Raw genomic sequence first — 15,799 nt, 5'->3', positions numbered from 1 at the left:
CCCTCCTCGCGCCACGCGCACCTTGCTGATGGGGTGCGGACATGAGCGAATCTATCGAACGTAATGGCATCCACCTGACCCGCGCTTTAAAAAGCCGACACATCTTCATGTTGTCCCTGGGGGGCGTGATCGGCACGGGGTTGTTTATGGGCTCCGGAGTGACGATCAATCAGGGCGGGCCGGTGGGGGCGATTCTCGCTTACCTGGTCGCCGGTTTCCTGATGTACCTGGTGATGGTGTGCCTGGGCGAATTGTCCGTGCAAATGCCGGTGTCCGGCTCGTTTCAAACCCACGCGACCAAGTTCATCGGGCCGGCCACCGGCTTCATGATCGGCTGGGTGTACTGGATGAGTTGGGCGACCACGGTGGGCCTGGAGTTCACGGCGGCAGGCATGCTGATGGAACGCTGGTTTCCAACCATTCCGATCTGGTACTGGTCGGCGCTGTTCGTGGTGGTGCTGTTCGGCCTGAATGCGTTGGCCACACGCGCTTTTGGTGAAGCGGAATACTGGTTTTCCGGGATCAAGGTCGCGGCGATCCTCGGGTTTATTGTGGTCGGCGTACTGGTGATTTTCGGCGCGATCCCACTGACCAGTGGTGCACCGGCACCGATGATGACCAACCTGATCGGCGACTCGCTGTTCCCCAACGGTTTGTCGGCGGTGTTCGCAGTGATGATGACTGTGGTCTACGCCTTCCAGGGCTGCGAGATCATGGGCGTGGCCGCCGGCGAAACCGATCAGCCGGAAAAAAGCATCCCGCGTGCCGTGCGCAACGTGGTGTTTCGCGTGTTGATTTTCTATGTGCTGGCGATCGTGGTGCTGTCGGCAATCGTGCCGTGGCAGCAGGCCGGGTTGATGGAAAGTCCGTTCGTGCAAGTGTTCGACATGGTCGGCATTCCTTATGCGGCTGACTTGATGAACTTTGTGATTCTTACGGCGATTCTGTCGGTGGGTAACTCGGGCCTGTATGCCTCTACGCGCATTCTGTGGGCGATGTCCAAGACCGGCATGGCGCCGAAAAGCCTGTCGCCGTTGAGCAAGCGCGGCGTGCCGTTACGGGCGCTGAGCATCACCTTGTGCTTCGCGCTGGTGTCGTTGATGACCAGCTTCGTCGCGGCGGACACGCTGTTCATGGTGTTGATGGCGGTGAGCGGCATGTCGGGCACGGTGACCTGGATCGTGATCGCGCTGGCGCAGTACAAATTCCGCAAGGCTTACCTGCGCGATGGCGGCAAGCTCAGCGACTTGAAATACCGCGCGCCGTGGTTCCCGCTGTTGCCGCTGACATGCATTGCGTTGTGCTGTTCGCTGTTCGTGTTCCTGGCATTGGATGAAACGCAGCGCCCTTCGCTGTATTGGGGCTTCGGGTTTATCGCGGTGTGCTACGCCGCGTACTTCCTGACTCAACGCAAGCGCCAGGCGGTGCTGGCACCGAGCTTGCCGACGGCGTAGCGGTACACACCAAGACAAAACCCCATGGGAGCAAGCCGTGGCGAGAGGATCAACCCCCTCGCCACGGCTTGCTCCCATCGTTGTTTTTGGTGGGTTACGCGCTGTAGGCAGTTGTTCAAAGTTGTAACAGCGCAGTCGTCGCATGGCTGGATGTCAGAACTTAAATCAACAAAATCAACTACTTACTAAGTAAGCGCAGCTGTTACAGCCCGCTCTTCAGCCAATTGCCGTCTTGCTGAACACTCGTTTAGTATTACCCTAAGTCGCACCACCTCACGCCAAACACAATAATTCGAGGATTCGCATGACTACTCACATTTCTCTGCTGTGCCAAGTAAAAGCCGGCGTGGCCTGGATCACCCTCGATCGCCCCGATCAGCGTAATGCGCTGGACATTCCGACCCTGAAAAATCTGCACGCCGTGCTTGATGAGTTCAACGCCGATCCCTCCGTTCGGGTCGTGGTGCTGACCGGCAGCGGCCGCAGTTTCTGTTCCGGCGCGGATCTCGCCGAGTGGGCCGATGCCGAAGCCCGTGGCGCCCTCGAAAGCTACGGCTGGACCGAAACCGCCCATGCATTGATGAGCCGTTTGTACAGCCTGGAAAAACCGACCATCGCCGCCATCAACGGCACCGCCGTCGGCGCCGGGATGGACCTGACGCTGTGCTGCGACCTGCGCATCGCCGCGCAATCGGCGCGCTTCAAGGCCGGCTACACCAGCATGGCCTACTCGCCGGACGCCGGTGCCAGCTGGCATCTGCCGCGCCTGATCGGCACCGAACAAGCCAAGCGCCTGCTGTTCCTCGACGAGTTGTGGGGCGCCGACCGTGCCTTGGCCGCCGGTCTCGTCGGCGAAGTCTGCGCCGATGAACAACTGCACGACGTGACCACCGAATTGGCCACGCGCCTGGCCAACGGTCCGACGTTCGCTTTCGCCCAGACCAAAAAACTCATGCGCGAAGGCGCCCAGCGCAGCCTGCCGGAGCAACTGCAAGCCGAGCTCGCCGCCGGCCTGCTTTGCGGTCGCAGCAAAGACGGCGCCGAAGCCTTGCGCGCCGCCATCGAAAAACGCCCGGCACACTTCAGCGGCCAATAGGCCCGATGACTGGCCTCGTACACCTACTCAGCACATGAACAACAGGTAGCCCCATGAATTTCCAACTGACCCAAGAACAAGACATGTTGGTGGACGCGGTACGCAGCTTTGTCGCCAAGGAACTGCTGCCTCATGAGGAAGCGGTCGACCGCGCCGACGAAGTCTCCCCGGAGCTGGCGGCACAGATCCGTGGCAAGGCGATTGCGGCAGGTTTCTATGCCTTCAACATGCCGGAAGAAGTGGGCGGTGGCGGCCTCGATTACCTGTCCCAGGCGCTGATCGAGCGTGAACTGTCCAAGGTTTCGTGGGCGCTGCATGTGTTTGTCGCGCGGCCGTCGAAAATCCTCATGGCTTGCACCGGCGAGCAGATCAACGACTACCTGCTGCCGTGCATCCAGGGCGAGAAAATCGATTGCTTCGCGCTGACCGAGCCGGGTGCCGGTTCCGACGCCAACGCGATCAAGACCCGTGCCGTGCGCGACGGCGATGACTTCATTCTCAACGGCAGCAAGCACTTCATCAGCCACGCCGGTCATGCCGATTTCGCCATCGTTTTCGCGGTCACCGACACCTACGAGCACAACGGCAAACAGCGCAACGCCGTGACGTCGTTCCTGGTCGACCGCGACACGCCGGGCATGACCATTCGCCGGGGGCCCAAGTGCGTGAGCAACCGCGGTTATCACACCTTTGAAATGTTCTTCGACGACTGCCGCGTCCCCGCCAATAAAGTGCTGGGGGAAGTCGGCAAGGGCTGGGACGTGGCCAACGCCTGGCTCACGGCCGGACGGGTGATGGTCGCCGCCAACTGCGTCGGCCAGGCGCAACGCGCGCTCGACGTGTCGCTGCAATGGGCCGCCGACCGCAAGCAGTTCGGCCAGCCGATCGGCACCTACCAGGGCATCTCGTTCAAGCTCGCCGACATGGTCACGCAGATCCGCGCCGCCGAACTGCTGACCTTGCACACCGCCTGGAAAATGGACCAGGGCACCATGACCGACGGCGAGGCCGGCATGGCCAAGTTGTTTGCCAGTGAAGTGCTCGGCAAGGTCGCCGATGAGGCGGTGCAGATTTTTGGCGGCATGGGCCTGATGGACGAATGCCCGGTGGAACGCATCTGGCGCAACGCGCGGATCGAGCGCGTCTGGGAAGGCACCTCGGAGATCCAGCGCCACATCATTTCCCGCGAATTGCTGCGGCCACTGTTGCGCTGACCGGTCGGGAGAATGGCTATGTCGCAAACGATTCGTGACAACCTAAAACGCATGCTCGCACCGCGCCACCTGGCGTTTATCGGTGGCCGCAGCATGGCCCGCGCGCTCAAGCGCTGCGCCGACGGCGGTTACCTTGGCGAGATGTGGCTGGTCAATCCGCAGCACGACAGCCTTGAAGGCGTGCCGTGTGTGCGCCGTATTGCCGATCTGCCGTGCGGCCCGGACGCGGTGTTCATCGCGACCAACCGCGAGCTGACCCTGACCTGCGTTGCCGAACTGGCCGCCAAGGGCGCAGGCGGGGCGATCTGCTACGCCTCCGGGTTCGCCGAAACCGGTGCCGAGGGCCAGGCCTTGCAGCAACAATTGCTCAAAGCCGCCGGCCACATGGCCTTGCTTGGCCCCAACTGTTACGGCCTGCTCGACTATTTGCACAGCTCCGCGCTGTGGCCGGTGGCCCATGGAGGAAAACCGGTGGAGAAGGGCGTCGCCGTCCTGACCCAAAGCGGTAACTTTGCCTACAACCTGTCCATGAGTGACCGCTCGCTACCAGTGGCCTACATGGCGTCGGTCGGCAATCAGGCGCAACTGGGCATCGCCGAATTGATGGACGTGTTGCTCGATGAGCCGCGCGTCACCGCCATCGGCTTGCACCTCGAAGGCCTGAAAAACGTCCCGGGTTTCGCCCGCGCGGCGCACAAGGCATTGGAGAAGGGCATTCCGATCATCGCCTTGAAAACCGGCGTGTCGCAGATCGGTGCCGAGCTGGCGCTGAGTCACACAAGCTCGCTGTCCGGTTCCGATGCGCTGTACGACAGTCTGTTTGCGCGCCTCGGCGTGATCCGCGTCAGCGGCCCGGTGAGTTTCGTCGAAACCTTGAAAGCGGCGGCGTGCGGCAAGTTGCCGGCGGGCAACAGCCTGATCGCACTGGCCTGTTCGGGAGGCGATGCCGGGCTGATTGCCGACTACGCCGAGCGCAACGAGCTGAGCTTGCCGAAACTCGACGAAGGTCAGCGCGATGAGCTGGCGCAAGTGCTGCCGAGCTACGCCAATCTGGTCAATCCGCTGGATTTCACCACGGCGATCTGGGGCGATGGCGAAGCCTTGAACCACATGCTCGACAGCGCCCTGCGCACCGAAGCCGATGCGGCGATGCTGGTGCTCGATTACCCGGCGCAATTTACCGGCGAACGCAAGGAATGCGACCTGCTGCTGGAGCTGTTCTGTGCTGCGCTGATCCGCCACGGCAAGACCGGTTTTGTCACCTCGGCCTTCCCGGAATTGCTGCCGGCCCACGCTCGCGAACGTCTGCATACCCAAGGCGTGGCGGCGTTGCAAGGCGTCGAAGACGGGCTGGCCGCGTGGGGTCGGATTGCTGGCTATCAACGCAACCGTCAGGCGCTGCTGGCGCTCGGTGAATCAGTGCTGGTGCCGCACTGCCCTCAGGCGCTGGAAGGCGAAGGTCGCTTGCTCAATGAATGGGATTCGAAAAAAGCGTTGCGCGCCTTCGGCCTGCAGACGCCCAACGGCGTGTTGAGCTCACCAGACGAGGCGTTGAGCGACGCCAACGCGCTGGGTTATCCGTTGGTATTGAAAGCGGTCAGCTCCCAACTGCCGCACAAAACCGAAGCCGGCGCCGTGGCGTTGAACCTCAAGGACGGCGCCGCTCTGAACGCTGCCCTGGAAAAAATGCGCGCCAGCCTCGTCGATTACGCGCCGCACGTGCCGTTCGATCAGGTGCTGCTGGAGCCCATGGCCAAGCCGCCGTTGGCCGAGCTGATCGTCGGCATCAAACGCGAAAACGACTTCGGACTGGCCCTGGTCATCGGCGCGGGCGGAATTCTGGTGGAGTTGCTCAAGGACAGTCGCAGCCTGTTGCTGCCCACCACCGATGGCGCCATTCGCCAAGCGTTGCTCGGCCTGCGCAGTGCCGCGTTGCTGCAAGGTTTTCGCGGTCGCCAAGTGGCGGATCTGGACGCGCTGGTGGCGGCGATTCGAGCGGTCGCCGATTACGCCTGCGAGAACGCCGGGCAGTTGCTGGAACTTGATGTGAACCCATTGTTGGTCGGTGCCGATGGCACGACTGCGGTCGATGCGTTGATTCGCCTCGGCCACGAGTGAGGACGTGAATATGCAAAGCACAACATTGACCGGCGGCCAGGCCCTGGTCCGCCTGCTGGCCAACTACGGCGTCGACACCGTGTTCGGCATCCCCGGCGTACACACGCTGGAGTTGTACCGTGGCCTGCCCGGCAGCGGCATTCGCCATGTGCTGACGCGCCATGAGCAAGGCGCCAGTTTCATGGCCGACGGCTACGCCCGAGTCAGCGGAAAACCGGGTGTGTGCTTCATCATCACCGGGCCGGGCGTGACCAATGCCGCGACCGGCATCGGCCAGGCCTATGCCGACTCGATTCCGATGCTGGTGATATCCAGCGTCAACCACACCGCCAGCCTCGGCAAAGGCTGGGGGTGCCTGCACGAAACCCAGGACCAGCGCGCAATTACCGCGCCGATCACGGCGTTTTCGGCGGTAGCCCTTAGCGCCGAAGACCTGCCCGAATTGATCGCCCGTGCCTACGCGGTGTTTGACAGTGAGCGTCCGCGCCCGGTGCACATTTCCGTGCCGCTCGACGTGCTGTCGGCAAAGGTCAGCCGCGACTGGAGCAATGAAGTGGTGCGTCGCCCGAGCCGTGGCGTACCGGCCGCTACGGCGCTGGATCAGGCCGTGGCCAAACTGCAAAGCGCCAAACGGCCGATGATCATCGCCGGCGGTGGCGCATTGAATGCGCAGCAGCAAGTGCATGAACTCAGCACCCGACTCGCCGCGCCGCTGTTTACCAGCGTGGCCGGCAAAGGCCTGTTGCCGCCGGATGCATCCCTCAATGCCGGCTCGACCCTGTGCGTCGAGCCGGGCTGGCAACTCATCGCCGAGGCGGACGTGGTGCTGGCCGTTGGCACCGAAATGGCCGACACCGATTTCTGGCGCGAGCGTCTGCCGCTGAATGCCGAGCTGCTGCGCGTGGACATCGACCCGCGCAAGTTCAACGATTTCTACCCGTGCGCGGTGGCGCTGCAAGGCGATGCGCAACACACCCTCGCCGCGTTGCTGGAACGTCTGTCGCCCGTCAATCGCGATGCCAGTGCAGCGATCGCGTCCGTCGCAGCGCTGCGTGAAGCGGTGCAAAACAACCACGGTCCCTTGCAGTCGATCCATCAAGCGATACTCGAACGTATCGCTGCGGAGCTGCCGGACGATGCCTTCATCAGCACCGACATGACCCAACTGGCCTACACCGGCAACTACGCCTTCAACAGCCTGGCACCACGCAGCTGGTTGCATCCGACCGGCTACGGCACGCTGGGTTATGGCTTGCCGGCGGGCATCGGCGCCAAGTTCGGCGCGCCGCAGCGGCCGGGTCTGGTGCTGGTTGGCGACGGCGGTTTTCTCTACACCGCGCAGGAACTGGCCACCGCCGTCGAAGAGCTGGACAGCCCGCTGGTGGTGTTGCTCTGGAACAACGACGCGCTGGGACAGATCCGCGACGACATGATCGGGCTGGATATCGAGCCGATTGGCGTGCTGCCGCGCAACCCGGACTTTGCCGCCCTTGCCCGTGCGTTCGGTTGCACGGTCAGCGAGCCGCAAAGCCTGGCCGAGTTGCAAACCGACTTGCGCCACGGCTTCAAGCGCAACGGCGTGACCCTGATCGAACTCAAGCACGCGTGCGCGCAGTGACTCCAATTTTGTAAAAAGGATACCGCCATGCGCTTTTCCGATCTGACTCAACGCATCGCCGGTGACGGCGCTGCCGCCTGGGACATTCACTACCGCGCTTTGGCGCTGAAAGAGCAGGGCGAAGACATTTTGCTGCTGTCAGTTGGCGACCCGGATTTCGACACCCCGGTGCCGATTGTGCAGGCGGCCATCGACAGCCTGTTGTCCGGCAACACCCACTACGCCGACGTGCGTGGCAAACGCGCACTGCGTGAAAGCATCGCCCGGCATTACGCCAAACGCAGTGGCCAGCACGTTTCGGCGGAGCAGGTCACCGTGCTCGCCGGGGCGCAATGCGCGTTGTTCTGCGTGGCGCAGTGCGTACTGAATCCGGGCGACGAAGTGCTCGTCGCCGAGCCGATGTACGTCACTTATGAAGCCGTGTTCGGTGCCTGCGGTGCGGTGGTGATTCCGGTGCCGGTGCGTTCCGAAAACGGGTTTCGGGTGTTGCCCGAAGACGTCGCCACCCGCATCACGCCGCGTACCCGCGCGCTGGCACTGAACAGTCCACACAACCCGTCCGGCGCCAGTTTGTCGCGCAGCACCTGGCAGGCGCTTGCAGATTTATGCATCACCCACGACCTGTGGCTGATTTCCGATGAGGTCTACAGCGAGTTGCTGTTCGACGGCGAACACATCAGTCCGGCGAGTTTGCCGGGCATGGCTGAGCGCACCGCGACACTCAACAGCCTGTCGAAATCCCACGCCATGACCGGCTGGCGCATCGGCTGGTCAATCGCGCCACCGGCGCTGGCCGAGCACCTGGAAAACCTCGCGCTGTGCATGCTCTACGGTTTGCCGGACTTCGTGCAGGACGCCGCCGTCGTCGCGCTGGAAAGCAACCTGCCGGAACTGGACACGATGCGCGAAGCCTATCGCCAACGCCGCGATCTGGTCTGCGAATGCCTGGCCGACTGCCCCGGCGTGCGGGCCTTGAAACCCGATGGCGGAATGTTCGTGATGGTCGATATACGCGACACCGGGCTCAGCGCCCAAGCGTTTGCCGACCGCTTGCTCGACCGTCATGGCGTGTCGGTGCTGGCCGGTGAAGCCTTCGGTCCGAGCGCAGCCGGGCATATTCGCCTGGGCCTGGTGCTGGGCGCGGAACCCTTGCGTGACGCCTGCCAGCGAATCACCCGTTGCGCCACTGAACTGATGGAAGCCCATGTCTATGCATAACCACAAGACGCTGTTTATCGATGGCCGCTGGCAGACCCCGTCGGGGCAGGGCATCGCCGAGGTCATCAATCCGGCCACTGAAGAGGTCGCAGGTTCGGTGCCGCTGGGCGATGAGCGCGATGTCGACAATGCGGTGGCTGCGGCGCGCCGGGCCTTCGGTCCATGGTCGCGGACGCCGTCGAGCGTTCGCGCCGGTTACCTGCGTGCCCTCGCCGACCAGTTAAGTGCCCGGGCCGATGAAATGGCTGCGGTCATCACCACCGAGTTGGGGATGCCGGTGCAATGGTGCCGTTCGGTGCAGGTCGACGGGCCCATCATCGGCCTGGAGCAATACGTCGAACTCGCCGGCTTGATGGATGAAGTGCGCGAGGTCGGTAATTCGCTGGTCATCCGCGAGGCGGTCGGTGTGTGCGCCTTCATCAACCCGTGGAACTACCCGCTGCATCAACTGATCGGCAAGCTCGCGCCGGCTTTGGCCGCCGGTTGCACCGTGGTGGTCAAGCCGAGTCAGGAAACGCCGTTGCATGCCTTTTTGCTGGCGCAGATGATCGAAGCGATCGGCTTGCCGGCCGGCGTATTCAACCTGGTCAGCGGACCGGGCTCGAAAGTCGGCGAAGCGCTGGCCAAGCACCCGGACGTGGACATGGTGTCGTTCACCGGCTCCACCGGCGCCGGGGTTCGCGTGGCACAAGCGGCGGCGCCTTCGGTGAAGCGCGTGTGCCTGGAACTGGGCGGCAAGTCGCCGCTGTTGGTTGCCGAGGATGCCGATCTGGCTGCCGCCGTGCGCTACGGCGTGCAGGACGTGATGATCAACTCGGGGCAGACCTGCACCGCGTTGACCCGCATGTTGCTCCCCGCCAGTCGTTACGCCGAGGCCGTGGAGCTGGCAATTGCCGAAACCCAAAGTCTGCGCATGGGCGATCCGCTGGACCCGCAGAGTTTCCTCGGGCCGATGTGCTCGGCGGCGCAGCGTCGCACCGTGCATGACTACATTCAGGCCGGACAACAAGAAGGCGCGCGGCTGGTTTTCGGCGGCGAAACAGCGCAAGCGTTTGAACGCGGTTACTACGTCAGTCCAACGCTGTTCGCCGATGTGGATAACCGCATGCGCATCGCCCAGGAAGAAATCTTCGGCCCGGTGCTGTGCCTGATTCCCTACACCGATGAAGCGCAAGGGATTCAGATCGCCAACGATTCGCCGTTTGGCTTGTCCAGCGGTGTCTGGGCCGGCAGCACTGAACGCGCCTTGCAACTCGGGCGTCAGTTGCGTGCCGGGCAATGCTTTCTCAATGGCGCGGCGTTCAATTATCAGGCGCCGTTCGGCGGCTACAAACAGTCAGGCAATGGCCGGGAGTGGGGAGAAGAAGGGCTCAATGAATTTGTGGAAGTGAAGGCGATCCAGGTGTGACCGTTGACGGTTCAAACGATCTGCGCACGGTTATCGCCCACCCATAAAACCTGTAAACGTTTAGGAAATTGCCATGAAAGTCTTGATTGTCCACGCTCACCCGGAGCCGAAATCCTTTACCGCCGCCCTGCGTGACCAGGCGGTGTCGACGCTTGAGGCTCAGGGGCATGAGGTCCGGGTCAGCGACCTGTACGCGATGAACTGGAACCCGGTGGCCAGTGCCGATGACTTTTCCTCGCGGGAGAACCCCGAGTACCTGGTGTACGCGCTGGAGCAACGGCTGGGGGTGAAGAGCCAGTCGCTGGCGCCGGACATCCAGCAAGAACTCGACAAACTGCTGTGGGCTGACTTGCTGATCCTGAACTTCCCGATTTTCTGGTTCTCCGCCCCGGCGATGCTCAAGGGCTGGATTGATCGGGTGTTGGTGTCGGGTATTTGCTACGGCGGCAAACGTTTTTACGACCAGGGCGGATTGAGCGGCAAGAAGGCGCTGGTTACCGTCACCCTGGGCGGCCGTGAGCATATGTTCGGTGATGGCGCGATTCATGGTCCGCTGGAGGATATGTTGCGGCCGATCCTGCGCGGCACGCTGGCCTATGTCGGGTTTGACGTGCTGGAGCCGTTCGTGGCCTGGCATGTGCCGTACATCAGTGACGAAGCACGCAAAGATTTCCTGCACAGTTATCAGCAGCGCCTGGAGCATCTGAGTGATGACCGGCCGATGCAGTTTCCGCGCTTGTCGCAGTTTGATGAGGCGTTGTATCCGTTGCCTGGTTGAAAGGGGCTTTTGGCGGGGGCTTGAGGATGTGTTTTCCGGCCCCATCGCGAGCAGGCTCGCTCTTACAGAGGGTTTGTGTACGCCACAGATCTCCTGTGGGAGCGAGCCTGCTCGCGAAGGGGCCAGCGAGTTCAACCCCGAAAAACGAAATATGCCGAAGCTGTTCCCGATCACTGAACAGGTTCGGCAGAGGTGATCGGGTTTAAATTTCCTTCACCGGCGTTTCACCCTCAACCCCTTTGATCAACCCGATGGCATGCAGGCAATCCGCCTTGTTCACATACGACTCGCCACTGGCGATCGTCTCGTGGTTCCCCGCCCTCAAGCGCCAGCGCCATTGTCCTTTGCCGGTGCTCGGCGTGCCTTTGGATTGCCTGTAAATCTCGAAATACATTCTGCTCGCTCCATGCGATGGGTCATCGCGACAACCTGTGTGTCGCATCGGGGGCAAGCCTAGCGGAGCTGGGTTTTTTGGCCATCAGGCATTTGTTTCCAGGCATTTGAAAATATTTCAGCCCGCGCTGCCGGGTCGTTGTGGATGGCCAAAACCCCCGCAGTTTCGCCCTTGCATCACCTCCCACGGTCCTGCTTAATACGACACGGCTCATGGCGTCGAGCAGCTGTCGACGACCTCGGATTGTAGAAAAATCACTATAAAAAAAGAGCAATCAATTGACTCATCAGCACGGAACGCAACTGACCGGGCATGTGCAGCTTTCGCTCGTGATCCCGGTTTTCAATGAGGCGGCGACCATTGATTTGTTCATCGCGCGGATCACTGACGTCTTCAAGGATGAAACGCTGATCGGTCTGGAAATGGTGTTCGTCAACGACGGCAGCACCGACACCACGCTCGACCTGCTGCTGGAGCGCCAACAGACCGATTCGCGCCTGCGCATCGTCGATCTGAGCCGCAATTTCGGCAAGGAAGCGGCCCTGACCGCCGGCTTGCAGACCGCCACCGGCCAGGTGGTGGTGCCAATCGACGTCGATTTGCAGGACCCGCCTGAAGTGATCCTCGAGATGATCGCCCTTTGGCGTGAAGGCTATGAAGTGGTGCTGGGTCATCGTGTGAGTCGCAAGACCGACTCCTGGGCCAAGCAAACCTCGGCCAACTGGTTTTATCGCCTGCACAACAAAATCGCTGAGCAACATCTGCCGGAAAACGTCGGCGATTTTCGTCTGATGGACCGTTGTGTGGTGGATGCCCTGCAAACCCTGCCCGAGTCTCGGCGCTTCATGAAAGGCCTGTTTGCCTGGGTCGGGTTTCGCACGACGCATGTGAACTACGAGCGCCTAGAACGGGTGGCGGGAGCGAGCAAGTTCAACGGCTGGCGGTTGTGGAACTTCGCGCTGGAAGGCATCACCAGTTTCAGCACCGAACCGCTGCGTATCTGGACGTATCTGGGGCTGTTCGTCTCGCTGATCTCGTTCTCGTTTGCCATTTTCATCATCTTGCGAACCTTGATTTCCGGTGTCGATTTACCGGGTTATGCGTCGCTGATGGTCGCCGTCACGTTTCTGGGCGGCCTGCAATTGATCGGCATCGGCGTGCTGGGTGAATACCTGGGCCGCACGTATATCGAGTCAAAACGCCGCCCGGTGTATCTGGTGCGGCGCGTCTACGACCCCAAGGACTGAACCATGGATCTCAAGGAAACCGACATCCTCGGTTCGAGCATCGACCAGCACTGGTATTACGCCTCCAAAGCGGCGGCCACCACGCGAATGCTGGGTAACACGCCGGTCACAAGGATTCTCGACGTAGGCGCGGGCTCCGGATTCTTTTCCCACCATTTGCTGAGGCATTCGGCGGCCCGTGAAGCCTGGTGCGTCGACATCAGTTACGACCAGGATTCGGACGCCACCACCGCCGGTAAACCGGTGCATTACCGTCGCGGCATCGACTCGGTGGATGCCGATCTGGTGCTGCTGATGGATGTGCTGGAACATGTCGATGACGACGTCGGGTTGCTCAAGGCTTACGTCGATAAAGTCCCCTCCGGCAGCCGTTTCCTGATGACGGTGCCAGCGTTCCAGTTTCTCTGGAGCGGGCACGATGACTTCCTGGAACACAAGCGCCGCTACACTTTGGCGCAGCTGGAAACGGTGGCCCGGGACGCCGGTTTGACCGTGAAACAGGGGGCTTATTACTTCGGCCTGGTGTTCCCGATTGCTGCGACCCTGCGCTTGTTGCCCAAGGGCGCACAACCGTCGCCACCACGCTCGCAACTCAAGCAGCACCACCCGCTGGTGAATACGGTTTTGAAGACGCTGTGCCGCGTCGAACTGCCCTTCATGGGCGCGAATCGTCTGGCCGGATTGACTGTGTTTGTCCTGGCGCAGAAGCCGTGACGTCAGCCGAAAAATCCGCCCTGATCCAGCGTGGCCTGCGTTTTGCCGTGACCGGGTTGTTCGTCACGGCCCTGCATGCGCTGGTCGCCGTGTTGTTCATCCATTACGTGCTGCCTCTACCGCCCTTGGCCAACGGCGCGGCGTTTGCCGTGGCGACCGTGGTGTCTTACCTGATCAATACCACGTGGAGCTTTTCCGCCCGTTTGCACGGCAAAACGCTGCTGCGCTTCATGATGGTTTCCGCTGCCGGATTCCTGCTGGCGATGCTGGTGGCCTGGGCTGCGCAAATGGCCGGGCTGCATTATTTGCTGGGGATTGGCGCAGTGGCGCTGACCCTTCCGGCCTTCACCTTTGTATTGCATAACTTCTGGACGTATCGATGAAGGATTTCGCTAGACGCCTGCCACTCAACCTCTTGCCGCTGTTGATCGGTGTTGTGGCCTTTTTCCTCATCATCGGGCCACGGGCGCTGAACCCGCAAAACATCGCGTGGCTGGGCAATGGCGATCCGGCGACCCATTACCTAGGATGGGCTTTTTTCCGGCAGTCGCCGTGGACTTTTCCCATAGGGCTCAATCCTTCCTATGGAATGGAATTGGGCAATGGCATCATTTTTTCTGATTCCAACCCGCTGCTGGCATTCTTGTTCAAACCCTTTGCTGCGCTGTTGCCGACACCTTTTCAGTATTTCGGCCTCTGGTTACTGACCTGCTTCGTTCTGCAGGCGTGGTTTGCCTGGAAGGTAGTGGGGCTGATGTCGTCGCATGTGGGTGTGCGTGCCGTGAGTACGGCGTTGTTGCTCTTTGTTCCGCCAATGCTCATGCGCATGCCCTTTCATTTGTCCCTGGGCGGGCATTTTCTGCTGCTGGCTTCGTTTTACCTGGCCTTGCATCCGCAACTGCGTCGTCGACGCCTGGCCTGGGGCGCATTGCTGGCGACGGTCGCGTTGGTCCACGCGTACTTTCTGGCGATGGTTGCACTGATCTGGATCTCCGATCTCGCGGCCGGGTATTTCAAGAAGAAACTGACGCTGCGCTCTGCCTTGATCGAGTTTCTTGCACTGTTTTCACTGGTCAGCTTTTGCTGCTGGCAAGCCGGGTATTTTTCGGTCGGCACCGAAGGCGCGATCTCAGGCGGTTTTGGCATCTACGGCATGAACCTGCTGTCACTGATCGATTCGGGGAACTGGTCCTATGTGCTGAAGGATCTGCCCGGTGTCCAAGGGTTCGGTGACGGCGAAGGGTTTGTCTTTCTGGGACTTGGCCTGATCACGCTGGGCCTCTATGCCGTGGTCGGTTTACTGCAAGGCAATACCGGCTTCGGGCAACAGGTGCGGCGGCGACCCTTTTTGCTGTTGGCGCTGATTGGGCTGACGGTGTTCGCCATTTCAAATCATGTGGCGTTGGGCTTGCTCGAGTTCACCTATCCGCTGCCGCCCGTGGTGATTTCCATCGCCAACATCTTCCGCGCCTCGGGGCGAATGTTCTGGCCGGTGTACTACGCGATCATCTTCGCCATCATTTTCCTGGTCATTCGCGCCAACACGCCGCGCACGGCCTTTTGCCTGCTGTCGCTGGCGTTGCTGATACAGATGGTGGACACCCACGCCGGCTGGGCAGGGGTGCGCAAGCAATTGATGATGGAACCGGCGTCGAAGTGGGCGTCGCCCATGGTCGATCCGTTCTGGGAAAGCGCGGCAGCCCATTACAAGAACATTCGCTGGATCGTTCCGCAGAATCTGTCCCCGAAGTGGATGTCGGTGGCTGATTTTGCCGGCGCCCACGGTCTGGCGACCAATGCCGTTTACCTGGGGCGGATGGACACGGCCAACTGGATCGAATCCGAGCAGCAGACGGCCCGGGAAATGGCGTCGGGTAAATATGACGCCGACTCGTTGTACCTGCTCGATGAGCGTGCGTTGATCCAGTCGGTGAGAAACATTAATACCCAAACGGATCTCTTCGCCCGGATTGACGGCTTCACAGTGCTGGCTCCGGGCTGGAAGCAGTGCGGCACTTGCTTGCAGGCGACCTCGCAAATCAATCCGCTGGACCTGGTACCCGCCCTCGAACCCGGACAAAAGACGCTGTTCACTTACGGCAACAAGGGCGGCGCGTTGCTGGCCAAGGGCTGGTCCGAGACTGAACCCTGGGGTGTCTGGTCCAAAGGCCCGGACGCTGAAGTCATGTTCCGGGCCCTGGCGCCCGTGCATTCCTTGCGTCTGGAGACGACGGCGTTTCTACCTCCCGGCCATGGGCGTCAACGTGTCGGCATCAGCATCAACGGCCTGCCGGCAACGAACACCCAACTTGAACAGGCTGACGGCAACGTGATCGATATTCCCCTCACGGCCGAGATGCAACAACGGGTGTCGAGTCAGGGTGTCGTGAGGTTGCAACTGCAGTTTGCCGACGCCGTCAGCCCGAAACAGTTCGGGCTTGGCCAGGACGTTCGCCAACTTGCGCTCGGATTGAAGACCTTGACGGTCAATTGAAAGCCAACGCACGTAGACGCCCCCGTCGCGCCTTTCTAAACTGCCC

At 61.5% G+C, this 15,799-nt stretch carries 13 protein-coding genes; 12 read left to right on the top strand and 1 reads right to left on the bottom strand.

Going from position 1 to position 15,799, the window contains the following annotated elements; all coding sequences use genetic code 11:
* The first annotated feature begins 41 nt into the window (after positions 1–41).
* From BLU63_RS02580 to BLU63_RS02545, 8 genes are all read left to right on the top strand, one after another.
* On the top strand, positions 42–1,454 hold the full coding sequence (locus BLU63_RS02580; RefSeq protein ID WP_010462192.1) for an amino acid permease: 1,413 nt from the start codon (positions 42–44) through the stop codon (positions 1,452–1,454).
* A 304-nt stretch (positions 1,455–1,758) separates the two neighbouring features.
* Positions 1,759–2,550 carry an enoyl-CoA hydratase/isomerase family protein gene (locus BLU63_RS02575; protein ID WP_077750041.1) on the top strand — a complete coding sequence of 264 codons (792 nt, stop codon included), beginning with the start codon at positions 1,759–1,761 and terminating at the stop codon, positions 2,548–2,550.
* Between the two features lie 53 nt (positions 2,551–2,603).
* Positions 2,604–3,764 (top strand): acyl-CoA dehydrogenase family protein, encoded by a 1,161-nt coding sequence (locus BLU63_RS02570; RefSeq protein WP_010462188.1) that lies wholly within the window; start codon positions 2,604–2,606, stop codon positions 3,762–3,764.
* A gap of 18 nt (positions 3,765–3,782) precedes the next feature.
* A complete protein-coding gene (locus tag BLU63_RS02565; RefSeq protein WP_083374817.1) occupies positions 3,783–5,882 on the top strand; it encodes an acetate--CoA ligase family protein in 2,100 nt (699 codons plus the stop codon).
* Between the two features lie 10 nt (positions 5,883–5,892).
* Positions 5,893–7,500, top strand: a complete 1,608-nt coding sequence (locus BLU63_RS02560; RefSeq protein ID WP_083374816.1) for a 5-guanidino-2-oxopentanoate decarboxylase — start codon at positions 5,893–5,895, stop codon at positions 7,498–7,500.
* Between the two features lie 27 nt (positions 7,501–7,527).
* Entirely contained in the window at positions 7,528–8,718 is a 1,191-nt protein-coding gene (locus tag BLU63_RS02555) for a pyridoxal phosphate-dependent aminotransferase (RefSeq protein WP_010462180.1), read from the top strand.
* On the top strand, positions 8,711–10,126 hold the full coding sequence (locus BLU63_RS02550; RefSeq protein ID WP_083374815.1) for an aldehyde dehydrogenase family protein: 1,416 nt from the start codon (positions 8,711–8,713) through the stop codon (positions 10,124–10,126). The genes BLU63_RS02555 and BLU63_RS02550 overlap by 8 nt, the downstream gene beginning before the upstream one ends.
* Positions 10,127–10,199: 73 nt before the next feature.
* Positions 10,200–10,904: an NAD(P)H-dependent oxidoreductase gene (locus BLU63_RS02545; RefSeq protein WP_083374814.1), complete on the top strand. Its 705-nt coding sequence runs from the start codon at positions 10,200–10,202 to the stop codon at positions 10,902–10,904.
* Between the two features lie 202 nt (positions 10,905–11,106).
* On the opposite strand, the gene BLU63_RS02540 is transcribed toward BLU63_RS02545, so the two are convergent.
* Complete coding sequence (locus tag BLU63_RS02540) at positions 11,107–11,298, bottom strand: YegP family protein (protein WP_010462174.1); 192 nt, start codon at positions 11,296–11,298, stop codon at positions 11,107–11,109.
* A gap of 278 nt (positions 11,299–11,576) precedes the next feature.
* Here BLU63_RS02540 and BLU63_RS02535 point away from each other — a divergent pair, with 278 nt between their 5' ends.
* The 4 genes from BLU63_RS02535 to BLU63_RS02520 are packed head-to-tail and all read left to right on the top strand — an operon-like array spanning position 11,577 to position 15,753.
* A complete protein-coding gene (locus tag BLU63_RS02535) occupies positions 11,577–12,545 on the top strand; it encodes a glycosyltransferase family 2 protein (protein WP_010462173.1) in 969 nt (322 codons plus the stop codon).
* A 3-nt stretch (positions 12,546–12,548) separates the two neighbouring features.
* A complete protein-coding gene (locus BLU63_RS02530; RefSeq protein ID WP_083374813.1) occupies positions 12,549–13,259 on the top strand; it encodes a class I SAM-dependent methyltransferase in 711 nt (236 codons plus the stop codon).
* Complete coding sequence (locus BLU63_RS02525) at positions 13,256–13,642, top strand: GtrA family protein (protein ID WP_010462169.1); 387 nt, start codon at positions 13,256–13,258, stop codon at positions 13,640–13,642. Before BLU63_RS02530 ends, BLU63_RS02525 begins: the two co-directional genes overlap by 4 nt.
* Positions 13,639–15,753 carry a DUF6311 domain-containing protein gene (locus tag BLU63_RS02520; RefSeq protein WP_083374812.1) on the top strand — a complete coding sequence of 705 codons (2,115 nt, stop codon included), beginning with the start codon at positions 13,639–13,641 and terminating at the stop codon, positions 15,751–15,753. The genes BLU63_RS02525 and BLU63_RS02520 overlap by 4 nt, the downstream gene beginning before the upstream one ends.
* Positions 15,754–15,799: the final 46 nt, after the last annotated feature.

The organism is Pseudomonas mandelii, from assembly GCF_900106065.1.
Classification (GTDB): Bacteria; Pseudomonadota; Gammaproteobacteria; order Pseudomonadales; family Pseudomonadaceae; genus Aquipseudomonas; species Aquipseudomonas mandelii.
This window is presented reverse-complemented; position numbering and strand designations above follow the sequence as displayed.